Origin of the sequence: Streptomyces sp. SID12488 (assembly GCF_010548275.1) — a bacterium.
GTDB lineage: Bacteria > Actinomycetota > Actinomycetes > Streptomycetales > Streptomycetaceae > Streptomyces.
The window spans coordinates 57,645-70,420 of record NZ_JAAGLT010000024.1 but is presented as its reverse complement, the minus strand read 5'-3'; the positions used below and the strand labels follow the sequence as shown (position 1 = coordinate 70,420).

Here is a 12,776-nt window from a genome sequence, read left to right as displayed (position 1 = left end):
CGCCTTTGGACCGGGTAACACAGGGTGTCACCGTGGAACTGGTCGCAAGTTTTCTGATCAGGCAGAACAGCACCGGGCGGCACGAGCCGGAACCAGCCGTCACGAGTCCCCGTGGTCTCGTAATGCGTAGGTCTCGGGTTCGAATCCCGAAGGCGGCTCTGGACACCCCCGGGACTCACTCGCCGTGACCTGGGGCTTTTGCTTTTGGCGGATGCGGCGGCGTGGAGCGCGGGCCGCGCGATTCTCGGTTGCGAAGAGGAGGCCGCCGCCTTCGCGCTGCTGACAGGCGCTCGCGGGCCGGCCCAGATTCAGTGGCCGCGTGCGGGCTGCGGAGCAGCTAGGAGGGCCGGTCGTCGCTTCGGGCAGGATGGGGTCCCATGACGGGTGGGAGAGACCAGTTCGTAGAGCTGCTTCAGCATGCGGGGCTGGAAACCGTGGGGGACTGGCACATCGAGGAGGTGCTGCCGCCTCGCGCCGCTTGGCGTCCGGTCGTTTCGGGCAGAGCCAAGCCGTTCGTGGCTGTGCCGGCGGATCAGCCCGACCTGGTCGCTGAGCTCAACGCACAGTGGCACCGGCTTGCCGGCAGCATCGGGATCCTGGGTGAGGACGGCGTGTTCCTCATCGACGTTGCCGGCAACTGGTCGGGCTGTGCGCCCAGGCGCTGGGCTCGGGTGAAGCTTTCCGATGAATGGGACCTTGCCGGAGTGCTCGGCAAGCGGCCGGGCCAGCCGGAGTTCCTCAGCCTCTCGACGGATGGCAACACCTTGATCGGCGTGACCACCGAGGAGGACGAGGTCTGGTTCATCGTCCTTGACCGTATCGGAGAGTGGCAGGAGGCAACCGCGCGGGCGGCGGCGCAGGAGACCGCTGAGGAGCGAGAGGCTGCGTGGGTGGCGCTCTTTCGAGGCCCAGGACCTTCGGAGCGGCTGCGCCAGATGTGGGTGCACGGTCTGGCACTCAACCCGGCCGCACCCGACGACCTCCGCTCCCGGCTCCTGGGGTTGTCCCACCACGGGATGTGGCGCCCACTGCCGACGGCCGTCATCGAGGCAGCCATGGTCCACCCGGATCCGAAGCTGCGGCAGCATCTGGCCGAGGTCCAGCCGAACATCACGACTGATCAGTGGGTGCGCCTGATCCTGGGCGAAGAGGAGTCCCGGAACCGGTGGATCCTCACCCTGCTCGCGGCGGAGCGGCAGGTCGAGCTCACCGACGCCGCGTACGAACAGCTCGTGGCGGACCCGTCGGCACGGATCCGCGGAGAGGCCGCTCGCCTTGCCGGGCTGCCCGTACGAATACTGACCGCCCTGGTCGCCGACGCCGAATGGTCCGTACGTGCCGCGGTCTGCCGTAGGGCCTGGCCCCATCTGGGAACCGCAGCTCGGCGGGCGCTTCTCGACGACCCCTCCGGAAAGGTCCGCATCGAGGCACTGCTCCAGCACCACCAAGAGCACCCGATGCCCCGATCCGCCTTTGACACCACAGAACTTGACGCCGCGGAACTTCAAGGCCGTGCGGTGAAGACCTGCTGTCTGGAGCGCCCCCTCGCTGAACATCTGACTCACCACGGCGATCAGGTCCAGCGCTGCTCACTCGCGGGCAACCCGCACCTGGACCCGGACCTGGTCGGCGTCCTCGCCCAGGACCCCGACGAGCGGGTCCGCTCCGTGGTGGCCCTGCGCGCCGACCTCACCGAGGAACAGCGGGCGGACATCGACATCGACTTCAACCCGCGCATTCACCACCGCCCGCTCGACTGGGTCGTGGCACTGCACGAGGATCCCGTCTCCATGCGCCGCCTGGCCGCCTCCTCCCACCCCTTCGTACGCAGAAGCGTCGCCCGGGCCCGGCATCTCCCGCCGGACGTCATCGAAGTCCTCGCCCATGACGAAGACCGTGTCGTGCAGGCTCTTCCTCGCGGAATCCTGCGACGACGCACCCGCGGACATGCTGCTGAGGGTGTGGCAGTGGTGGACAGGAAGCCTCAGCACCCCCGATCGCCCCCACGGACATCCGAACTTCCCCCGCGTCGGCCTGCTCTGCTACGCCGACGACCCGAACCCACGGATGCGCCAACTGGCCTTGGACGACCCGGAGTCAACAGCTGAGCTGGTCGAGCAGTTCAGTCGGGACAGCAATAAAGAGGTACGACACCGTGCGGCGAAGGATTCTCGGCTGACGCCCTCATCGGCGGTGCGGCTGCTCGACGACCCGCACGACAGCGTGCGCGATGCAGCGGCCCGGCACCCCGGACTGCCCGCGCGTGTGCTGGTCCGGCTCTTGCGGGACACCGACGCCGATACCGCACAGACCGCGGCCCGGCATCCAGCCTTGCCCGTGCCCGTCATGGAACAAATGCTCCAGCGGATCCACCTTCCGGCCGGCGTCGGGCCGGGACTGTGAGCTCGGCCCCACTGGGCAATTTCGGTGAGGCCGGGGCACACCGGGATGGCCGTCCGGCGGCCGGTCACGGGTGGAGGTCTGTGTGGTCGATCCACTCGATGGTGACGACGATGTTCTCGACGTTGGGAGCTTCGGTGGCTTCGAGCAGTGCCCATTCACGCGCCGATTCGACCAGCTCCGGCCAGGGCGCTGTCCAGTTGGGTTGCCAGTCCAGCTCGGGGCCGGAGACGAAGCAGGTGCTGTCGCCGTCAGCAGGTCAAGACTTTGATCGAGGAGACGGCCGCAGGTCACGGCCGCCGTTGACCAGTTGTGGCTGTGCAGCAGTCGGAGCACAGAGCCAAGGTCCGGTGCTCGGACAGCAGGGAGGTCAGCCGAACCACGAGCTGCTACGGACGGGCGGAAATGAAAGAGCGCGCTGCGCGGGTGCGAGGAGTCTGAGGGAATCGGAAGGTGCATCAGGTTCCGGCTGGCGTCGGTCGGCTCAGCGACCGACAGTTCCTATCGGGTGGGGTGGATCAGACCCGGGCCGACGGCATCGCGCACAGTTCGAAGACTGGCGGCAAGAACTTCATAGCCGGGCCAGGGTCACGGACGGATCGTGGTGTTGTCTCCGGTGACGGCCGTGCCGATTGTCTGTGCGGCGATAGACCGTTCACCGGACGCGGTGATCGTCACTGCACCGGCCGCGGGAAGCTTGGCGGCCAGTTCCGCAAGCAACTGCGGATTCTCCAGGCATCTCCGGCCAGTCACACGGAACAAAGGATCAAATCCTCAGCCGGAGGTCGCCGCACCCGAGGCCCGCACTGATCGCTCTGCTGGTCCGCCGGACGACATCGGCGAGCCGCTCCGGCCGGTGAGCGGGGCCGGTCGCGGCGAACAGCGCGGCGACCGGAGCACTGCTCACGGCGTACAACGGAGCGGCCACACAGCACACCCCGGGCATCAGAATTCCCTGGTCGACCGCGACACCGCATTCCCGGATCGCCTGTGCTTCCCGCGGCCAGGAGGCGGGCGTCGCGCTCGGCGGGAAGCGGTATTCCGGCGCTGCGGCGAGCACTTTGCCGGCGGCGGTGCACCACGGCCAGGCCGACTGGTTCCGCGAAGCCGGAAACGTCACGGCCTCACCGGGTGTCCAGTGGAGCAGGAGCGTCCGGTCGTGACGCAGCACCGCGATCCCCACGGCCGCGCCCGTGACCTCTGCCAGGCGGCGGGCGGGCTCGGCTGCCGTGGAACGCAGCCTCGGATGCGGTTGCCACCCGTTCCCCAGCTGGAACATCCGCGAGCCGATCCGGTACCCGTCCACGAACCGCTCCACCGCGCCCAGGGCGACCAGCTGTTCCAGCAGCCGGTACGCCGTGGCTTTGGGTAGTCCGCTCTCGGACGAAAGCCGGGTCAGCCCCGCCCCCCTGCTACGTTCCACCGCGGCCAGCAACTCGAAGGCTCCCTCCAGCACACTCCGCCCCCCGGCATGCGCCGAGGGACGAACCGAGGTGGGAGTGGGCCCATCGGTGCCCCCGCCCGCTCCGGGCTCGCCGCCGGTGTACACCCGTACAGAACTGCCGTTTTCTCGCATGGTCCCCCAAGTCCCCCCTGTGAGCGACGCGTTCGGTGGTCGGCCGCCGCGTACACCGCCATGGTGAGAGCCGGGTCTCCGCCAGAATGTTGTCGATAGGTTGTCGTCTCCCGTCGACCGGGCTGTCGCTCGCCGTGCGGACACGGGCCGACTCCTGCGAAGCAGAGGGATCGGGGAGGGGCAGCATGCTGCGACTGCAATTGCTCGGGCCTGTCGAACTGGCCACGCCGGAGCGGACGGCCGAGGTGGGGCCGCCACAACGACGCGCCGTGCTCGCGGCGTTGGCCGTGGACGCCGGTCGGCCGGTGGGAGCCGACGTGGTGATCAGGCGGGTCTGGGGCACGACCCCTCCGGAAGGAGCCCGGCGCTCCGTCTACTCGCACATCGCCCGGATCCGTCGGATCTGCGAGCAGACGGGTGACGCCGGGGGCGAACGGCTCCGGCTGACGCGCCGGTCCGGCGGATACGTTCTGGAAGCGGGCTGGGAGCAGGTCGACGTGCACCGCTTCAGGCGCCTGGTCGACCAGGCACGCGCGGCCCGGCTACCGGACCCTGCGCGGGCGTCCCTGCTGGGCGAGGCCCTCGGTCTGTGGCGCGGCGAGCCGCTGAGCGGACTGGACGGCCTCTGGGCGGAGCAGGTGCGGGAGGCGTGGCGCCGCGAGCAGATGGACGCGACCGTCGCCTGGGCTCGCGTCCAGACGCGCCTGGGCGACCCCGCCGCAGCAGTCGGCCCGCTCTCCGCACTCCTCGGTGAACATCCGCTGGTGGAGCCACTGGCCGAGGCGCTGATGCGGGCACTGTACGCCGCCGGACGGGGTGCCGAGGCGCTGGACTGCTATGCATCCGTCCAGCAGCGACTGGCGGAGGAACTGGGGACGGATCCCGGCACGGCGCTGCGCGAGATCCATCAGACCATCCTGCGTGGACAGGTGCCGGAGTCGGCCGCGCCGACACGTCCTGCGGCACCACCACGCCCCGGTCCGCAGCGAGGCGTGGTCCCCGCGCAACTGCCCGTCGGGGTGCGAGGTTTCACCGGCAGGGAGGAGGAACTGTCACGCCTGGACACGTTCCTTGAGACAGCGCGGCTGTCGGCCCCCGTGGTGATCTCGGCCGTGTCGGGCACGGCCGGCGTGGGCAAGACCACGCTGGCCGTGCACTGGGGGCACCTGGTACGGAAGCACTTTCCCGACGGACAGCTCTATGTGAACCTGCGCGGCTTCGACCCGAGCGGACCGTTACCGGACCCGGCAGAGGCACTGCGCGGATTCCTGGACGCCTTCGGAGTACCCCCGGCCAGGATCCCCACGGGCCTGGAGGCACAGGCCGCCCTCTACCGGAGCCTGCTGGCCGACCGGCGCGTGCTGGTGGTGCTGGACAACGCCCTGGACGCCCAACAGGTACGGCCGCTGCTGCCCGGCGCGCCCGGCTGCCTCGCCCTGGTCACCAGCCGGAACAGGCTCACCAGCCTGGCCGCGGCCGAGGGTGCCCACCTGCTCGCCATCGACGTGCTCTCTCCCGCCGAGGCCCGTTCCCTGCTGGCCGACCGGCTCGGTGCCCGCCGCACGGCCGCCGAGCCCGCCGCCGTCGCGGACATCGTGGCGCGGTGCGCGGGCCTGCCGCTGGCTCTGGCCGTCGTGGCCGCCCGCGCCGCCGCCCAGCCGCACATCCCGCTCGCCACGCTCGCCGACGAGCTGAGTGACACCGGCGACCGCCTGGACGCACTCGACGGCGGTGATCCCGCCACCCAGGTACGGGCCGTCCTCTCCTGGTCCTACGACGCCCTCAGCCCCGCCGCCGCCGGGCTCTTCCGGCTGCTCGGGCTGCATCCCGGACCGGATGTCTCGGCACCGGCCGCGGCGAGCCTGGCCGGTGTGCCGTTGGCGCGGGCCCGGTCCCTGCTGGCCGAACTGACCCGGACGCATCTGCTCGCCGAACCCGTACAGGGCCGGTACTCCTTCCACGATCTGCTCCGGGCCTACGCCGGGGAACTGGCCCAGTCCCAGGACGAGGAGGACGGCCGACGTCACGCGACGCACCGGATGCTCGACCACTACCTGCACACCGCTCTGCGGGCACAACGCCTCCTCGGGCCGCCGGCCGACCGGATTCTTCCCTCCCCGGCCCAGCCGCGGGTGGTCCCCGAGGAACCGGCCGGCCGCGAAGCCGCCATGGGCTGGTTCACCGCCGAACACCCCATTCTGCTCGCCGCTGTTCGCCAGGCCTTCGAGGCCGGCTTCGACACGCACGCCTGGCAGTTGGCAGCGGCACTGACCACGTACCAGCAGCGAAGAGTGCTGTGGTCCGACTGGACCACTGCCCATACGGTCGCGCTGGCCGCGGCCCGCCGGCTGGCCGACCCGGCGGCGCAAGCGTGCGCCCGCCGCAACCTCGCCAACGCCGCCTCGGCCCTCGGCCGGCAGGCCGAGGCCCGCGCTCACCTCGAACACGCGGCGGAACTGTACCGGGGGCTCGGCGATCAAGGGGGAGAAGCGCACACCCGTCTCGCGCTCGGCCGGGTCTCGACACGGCAGGGGCGTCGCACCGAGGCGCTGGACCACTCACTGCAGGCGGTGCAACTGTTCGATGCCGCGGGCGACCGTGCCTGGCAGGCCCTGGCCCTCAACAACGTCGGCTGGGACCACGCGCTGCTGGGCCATCACCAGAAGGCCATCGTGCACGGCAGGCAGGCGCTCGCCCTGGTGGAGCAGACCGGCCATACCTCCGGCGAGGCCCACACCTGGGACACCCTCGGGTACGCCCATCATCATCTCGGCCAGTACGACGAGGCCGCCGCCTGTTACCGACAGGCCGCCGCGCTTTTCCACGACCTGGGAGACCGCTACTACGAGGCGGACATTCTCGCCCACCTCGGTGACACCCACCACGCCGCCCGGAACCCCGCCCCCGCCCGCGACGCCTGGACCCGGTCCCTGACGCTCTTCGAGGAACTTGACCATCCCGACACCGAGGCGCTGCGTGCCAGGCTCCTGCACCACCTCGGCAAGGACCCGGCCGACACCGTGCTCCCGGAACGCGACTGACCTGGCCGCTGATGCGAGGAGGTCCACGGTGGGGACATCCGCCTCCGGGCAGCGGACCCATCGTCACTGCCGTCACCCCGCCGGTGTGTCGCAGGCCCCGGTTCACTCAGTGAACCTGAACATGACAAGAGCGTTGCGGCGCACCACGCTGTCGGACCACCTGACGGTTTTGGCGAGCGGACCGGTCACCCGCTCCCTCGCCATGCCTTTCGCTCGCGGCCTTCCGACCGCACATGCGGTGGAGGGCGAGGAGGACGACGATGGAAGATTCCGCGCTGGAACTGCGCGTACTGGGTCCGCTGGAAGCCGCCGTGCACGGCCGGCCCGTGGGTCTCGGCGGTCCCCAGCCGCGGGGCGTTCTGGCCCAGCTCGCGGCCGAGCCCGGCCGGACGGTGAGTGTGTGGGCACTGGTGGACGAGTTGTGGGGTGCACGTCCTCCGCGGGACGCCCACCGGACGGTACGTACGTATGTGTCGAGGCTGCGCGCGGCACTGCGCCGCGCCGCCGGAACCGACGCGCCAACGGCGCTGATCACTCGCCCACCGGGCTACCAGTTGCGCGTGGATCCGACGATGGTCGACGCGGTGCGGTTCGAGCGGTTGGTGACATCGGGCCGGCAGGCGTTGGGGACACAGCCCCGGCTTGCCTTCGAGCAACTGACCGCCGCGCTCGGGTTGTGGCGTGGCCATGCCTTCGCCGAGTTCCGCCATCTTCCGGCGATCGCCGCGAAGTCGACCCAGCTGGAACAGGTCCGGCTGTCGGCCTTGGAGGCCCGGATCGAGGCCGCGCTCGTCCTGCGGCTGGACGCCGAGGCGGCCGTCGAACTGGAGGGACTGCTCCGGGCCCATCCCACACGGGAGCTGTTGTGGGGCCAGCTGATGATCGCGCTCTACCGTCTGGGACGTCAGGCCGATGCGCTGGCCGCGTTCCGCACGGCGCGCGCCCTGCTGAGGGAGGAACACGGGGTCGAGCCCTCGCCGGCCCTTGCCGAGGTGCATCACCGGGTCCTGAGGCATGACGTCGCGCTGAACCACGACCGGCGGCCGCCATTGCAGGGGGCGGTGCTGCGCAGCCCGCCGGCCGAGTGCTGACCACGCCTCACATGCCGTGGCCCGTCCCGGGCGGTTGCGGGCCGTGGTGGCCGTCGGGGCGCGGGAGCCGGTCCGCCCCCCGACGGTCGACGATCAGGAGACGACGATGTGCACGAAGGCGTTCACGGAGTTCAGGCACTGGTTCCCGGTGCCGTTGTCGTGCGCGGTGTAGCCGTTGTCGGAGTAACCGTCGTCCTCGTAGCCCAGTTTCAGGCTCCCGCCCCGGCCGCCGACCACGTACGGCCGCCCGACCACGTCCACCAGCCGTTGCAGGTCGCCCGTCGCCCCCGGAATGGTGATCAGGCCGTGGTAGAGGTCGCCGTCCGAGGCCGGATCGACGTACCGCTTCCAGGTCAGCCCTCGGCCTCCGGTCTGCACACAGCCTCCCGCGGTCACTGTGACGTGGTCGCCCGGAAGGAACGAGAAGGTGTACGGCGTCTCGCGCTGGGTCACGACCGGCTCGCTGATCGTGCAGTCGATGGGCAGTGTCGTGCCCGAGCAGCCGGGGCTGTACCGCACGTCCGCCGCCAACAGCGCCGCGGGCAACCGCTTGACGTTGCGGTTGACGGACGACCCGTGGTGCGAAGCCTGAGCCGCGGCAGTCGGCGCGGAGCCGGTGGCCGCGGCCGAGGCGATGGGAGCCGTACTCGCCGCGGCGCCCGCGGTCAGAGCGGCTACGGCGACGACGGCCATCATGCGCTTTCTCATGCTGGATCACTCCTGGAGGAACGCGGATTTCGCCGGTGAGAGGTCCGACCGGCCTGGACTTCGCCCAGTCTGGCGAGGGCCGTCCACAGTCCGTTTGCGTCTCATCGACACCTCGTCGACACCCCGGACCGAGCCGGGTGTCTCCGCTTCGTTTGGAGCAATGGGCATACGTGGCCGGCGAGAACCGCGAGATGGCGTACTGGGTCTTGGGAGGCATCACGGTCGTGCTTCTGGCCGCAGGGCTCCTGCAACGTCGTGACGCCCCTGTGGAAGCAGTCCCGCCCGGGGGTGGTTCCCTTGCGTGGCGAAAAGCTGCAGGCCGAGGTCGAGTACGTCATGAAAAAGGCCAAGATCCCCACGCGGACCGTCAGGTTCGTCCTGCGGTTCCTCTGCCGGAAACGGACTCGCGCGTGGTGAAGACCGGCCTGAACGCGGTCACCTACGGACGGCCCGGACGCTACGCGGTCCAGCTCGACGCCTGCTTGCTCAAGTCGTACAGCTCTGATTCGGAGATGGTGCGCGCGGTCCTGTTGAGCTGGCTCACATCCGCAACCGGGACATGAGCACCGGAAGCGCGGCCGGGCGGATCGGAACAGTGATCGCGGATGTCACGAATTCCCAGGTCGGGCGCCCATCCCGTGGGATTTCCTGGGGTCTTTTCGGGGACTTCCAAGCCTGTCCCAGGGACATTCCGGGGACTTTCCGCCGCGTAAGCAGGGAAGGCCCTGACAGCGCTGAAAGTTACGAACGCGCTGGTCAGGGCCCGTCCCCTCAGCACTCGATGATGTTCACCGCAAGCCCGCCCCGAGCCGTCTCCTTGTACTTGACGCTCATGTCGGCCCCCGTCTCCTTCATCGTCTTGATGACCTTGTCCAGGGACACCTTGTGCGAGCCGTCCCCCCGCATCGCCATCCGGGCCGCCGTGACCGCCTTCACCGCTGCCATGCCGTTGCGCTCGATGCACGGGATCTGGACCAGGCCGCCCACCGGATCGCAGGTCAGGCCGAGATTGTGTTCCATGCCGATCTCGGCCGCGTTCTCGACCTGTTCGGGGCTGCCGCCCAGCACCTCGGCCAGTGCGCCCGCCGCCATCGAGCAGGCCGAGCCCACCTCGCCCTGGCAGCCGACCTCCGCGCCGGAGATGGACGCGTTCTCCTTGAACAGCATGCCGATCGCGCCGGCGGCGAGCATGAAGCGGACCACGCCCTCCTCGTCGGCGCCCGGCACGAAGTTGATGTAGTAGTGCAGCACCGCCGGGATGATGCCCGCGGCCCCGTTAGTCGGGGCCGTCACGACCCGGCCGCCCGCCGCGTTCTCCTCGTTCACCGCCATCGCGTACAGCGTGATCCACTCCATCGCGCGCGCCAACGGCTCGCCCTCCGCCCGGAGTTGACGCGCCGACATGGCCGCACGCCGGCGGACCCGGAGCCCGCCCGGCAGGATGCCCTCGCGGGACATACCGCGTGACGTGCACGTCTGCATCACGCGCCAGATGTCCAGCAGGCCGGAGCGGATCTCGTCCTCCGTGCGCCAGGCCCGCTCGTTCTCCAGCATCAGCGCGGAGATCGACAGACCCGTCTCCTTCGCCAGGCGCAGCAGCTCGTCGCCCGTGCGGAAGGGGTACTTGAGGGCCGTGTCGTCGAGCTTGATCCGGTCCGCGCCCACGGCGTCCTCGTCGACGACGAATCCGCCGCCCACCGAGTAGTACGTCTTCGAGAGGAGTTCGGCGCCCGAGGCGTCGTACGCCCACAGGGTCATGCCGTTCGCGTGGTAGGGGAGTGTCTTACGGCGGTGCAGGATCAGGTCGTCGTCGAAGGAGAAGCCGATCTCGTGGTCGTCGAGGAGCCTCAGCCGGCCCGACTCCTTGATCTGCTCCACCCGGGTGTCCGCGCCCTCCACGTCCACCGTGCGCGGTGAGGCGCCCTCCAGGCCGAGCAGCACCGCCTTGGGGGTGCCGTGGCCGTGCCCGGTCGCGCCCAGCGAGCCGTACAGCTCCGCGCGGACAGATGCCACCGCCCCGAGGACCTCCTCGTTGCGCAGCCTGCGGGCGAACAGCCGCGCCGCTCGCATCGGGCCGACCGTGTGGGAGCTGGACGGGCCGATACCGATCGAGAACAGGTCGAAGACCGAGATGGCCACGGGAACTCCTCAGAACGGGGGCGGTGGGCTCCGCACCGGGCGGAGCCCACTCACCCCAGGGGTACTGCTACTACTTGTTCAGGCCGGGGTACAGCGGGTGCTTGTCGGCCAGCGCCTTCACACGCGCCTTCAGACTGTCGGCGTCGTACGTCGGCTTCAGGCTCTCGGCGATGACGTCCGCGACCTCCGTGAAGTCCTCGGTCGTGAAGCCGCGGGTGGCCAGGGCCGGGGTGCCGATCCGCAGGCCCGACGTCACCATCGGGGGACGCGGGTCGTTCGGGATGGCGTTCCGGTTGACGGTGATGCCGACCTCGTGGAGACGGTCCTCCGCCTGCTTGCCGTCCAGCTCGGAGTTACGGAGGTCGACGAGGACCAGGTGGACGTCCGTACCGCCGGAGAGGACGGAGACGCCGTGCTCGGTGACGTCGGCGCGCACGAGGCGCTCGGCGAGGAGCTGCGCGCCCTCGACCGTACGCTGCTGGCGCTCCTTGAACTCCTCGCTCGCCGCGACCTTGAAGGAGACGGCCTTCGCCGCGATCACGTGCTCCAGGGGGCCGCCCTGGAAGCCCGGGAAGACGGACGAGTTCAGCTTCTTCGCGAACTCCTTCTTCGCCAGGATGATGCCGCCGCGCGGGCCGCCCAGCGTCTTGTGGGTCGTGGAGGTGACGACGTCCGCGTACGGCACCGGGTTCGGGTGCAGGCCCGCCGCGACCAGACCGGCGAAGTGCGCCATGTCGACCCAGAGGTAGGCCCCGACCTCGTCCGCGATGCGGCGGAACTCCGCGAAGTCCAGCTGCCTCGGATACGCCGACCAGCCCGCGATGATCACCTTCGGCCGGTGCTCCTTGGCGAGCTGCTCCAGCTCGGCCATGTCGACCAGACCGGCCTCGTCCACGTGGTAGGCGACCACGTCGAACTGCTTGCCGGAGAAGTTCAGCCGCATCCCGTGGGTGAGGTGGCCGCCGTGGGCCAGGTCCAGGCCGAGGATGGTGTCGCCGGGCTGGGCCAGCGCGAACAGGGCGGCCTGGTTGGCGGAGGCGCCCGAGTGCGGCTGCACGTTGGCGTACTCGGCGCCGAACAGCTCCTTGACCCGGTCGATCGCGATCTGCTCGGCGACGTCGACATGCTCGCAGCCGCCGTAGTAGCGGCGGCCCGGGTAGCCCTCGGCGTACTTGTTGGTGAGAACCGAGCCCTGGGCCTCCATGACCGCGACCGGAGCGAAGTTCTCCGAGGCGATCATCTCCAGGGTGGACTGCTGGCGGTTCAGCTCGGCGTCGACGGCGGCGGCGATGTCGGGGTCGAGCTCGTGCAGGGGCGTGTTCAGAATCGACATGGGGTCAGTACGTCCTTAGGTCCTTGTGCCTCGAAAACTCGGCTCGGGGATCTCAGCTGCCGGAGAACGCGGTGTACTCGTCCGCGGAGAGCAGGTCGCCCGGCTCCTCCGAGACGCGCACCTTGAAGAGCCAACCGCCCTCGAACGGGGCGGAGTTCACCAGTGACGGATCGTTGGAGACGTCCTCGTTGACCTCGGTGACCTCACCGGTGACCGGGGAGTACAGGTCGCTGACCGACTTGGTCGACTCCAGCTCACCGCAGGTCTCACCCGCGGTCACCGTGGCACCGACCTCGGGAAGCTGGACGTACACGACATCGCCGAGCGCGTTGGCCGCGTGCTCGGTGATACCGACCGTCGAGACGCCGTTGTCGGCGCCCGACAGCCACTCGTGCTCCTTGCTGTAGCGCAGCTGCTGGGGGTTGCTCATGGCCTGAATTCTCCTGTATGCGGGGGACTGGTCATGCATGGGGTACTACGCAGGGAAA

Annotated in this window: 9 protein-coding genes; 4 read left to right on the top strand and 5 right to left on the bottom strand. The window is 69.9% G+C overall.

Annotation, left to right across the window (positions count from 1 at the left end):
* Nucleotides 1–377: 377 nt before the first annotated feature.
* Nucleotides 378–2,108, top strand: coding sequence for a PE-PGRS family protein (locus G3I56_RS30230; RefSeq protein ID WP_239135194.1), 1,731 nt, complete (start codon nt 378–380; stop codon nt 2,106–2,108).
* Nucleotides 2,083–2,403 (top strand): hypothetical protein, encoded by a 321-nt coding sequence (locus tag G3I56_RS44180; protein ID WP_239135193.1) that lies wholly within the window; start codon nt 2,083–2,085, stop codon nt 2,401–2,403. The genes G3I56_RS30230 and G3I56_RS44180 overlap by 26 nt, the downstream gene beginning before the upstream one ends.
* 763 nt (nt 2,404–3,166) lie before the next feature.
* Here G3I56_RS44180 and G3I56_RS30225 read toward each other — a convergent pair.
* Nucleotides 3,167–3,856 carry a helix-turn-helix domain-containing protein gene (locus G3I56_RS30225; RefSeq protein ID WP_343240093.1) on the bottom strand — a complete coding sequence of 230 codons (690 nt, stop codon included), beginning with the start codon at nt 3,854–3,856 and terminating at the stop codon, nt 3,167–3,169.
* Between the two features lie 305 nt (nt 3,857–4,161).
* Here G3I56_RS30225 and G3I56_RS30220 point away from each other — a divergent pair, with 305 nt between their 5' ends.
* Nucleotides 4,162–7,017 (top strand): BTAD domain-containing putative transcriptional regulator, encoded by a 2,856-nt coding sequence (locus tag G3I56_RS30220; RefSeq protein ID WP_164414474.1) that lies wholly within the window; start codon nt 4,162–4,164, stop codon nt 7,015–7,017.
* Between the two features lie 260 nt (nt 7,018–7,277).
* A complete protein-coding gene (locus G3I56_RS30215; protein WP_164414472.1) occupies nt 7,278–8,108 on the top strand; it encodes an AfsR/SARP family transcriptional regulator in 831 nt (276 codons plus the stop codon).
* A gap of 93 nt (nt 8,109–8,201) precedes the next feature.
* Here G3I56_RS30215 and G3I56_RS30210 read toward each other — a convergent pair whose 3' ends face one another.
* From G3I56_RS30210 to gcvH, 4 genes are all read right to left on the bottom strand, one after another.
* On the bottom strand, nt 8,202–8,816 hold the full coding sequence (locus G3I56_RS30210; RefSeq protein ID WP_164414470.1) for a hypothetical protein: 615 nt from the start codon (nt 8,814–8,816) through the stop codon (nt 8,202–8,204).
* Nucleotides 8,817–9,587: 771 nt separating this feature from the next.
* A complete protein-coding gene (locus G3I56_RS30205) occupies nt 9,588–10,955 on the bottom strand; it encodes an L-serine ammonia-lyase (protein WP_164414468.1) in 1,368 nt (455 codons plus the stop codon).
* 70 nt (nt 10,956–11,025) lie between these two features.
* The gene (gene glyA / locus G3I56_RS30200) at nt 11,026–12,288 is read right to left on the bottom strand and encodes a serine hydroxymethyltransferase (RefSeq protein WP_164414466.1); all 1,263 of its coding nucleotides are present in this window, start codon (nt 12,286–12,288) and stop codon (nt 11,026–11,028) included.
* Nucleotides 12,289–12,340: 52 nt separating this feature from the next.
* The gene (gene gcvH, locus G3I56_RS30195; RefSeq protein ID WP_164414464.1) at nt 12,341–12,718 is read right to left on the bottom strand and encodes a glycine cleavage system protein GcvH; all 378 of its coding nucleotides are present in this window, start codon (nt 12,716–12,718) and stop codon (nt 12,341–12,343) included.
* Nucleotides 12,719–12,776: the final 58 nt, after the last annotated feature.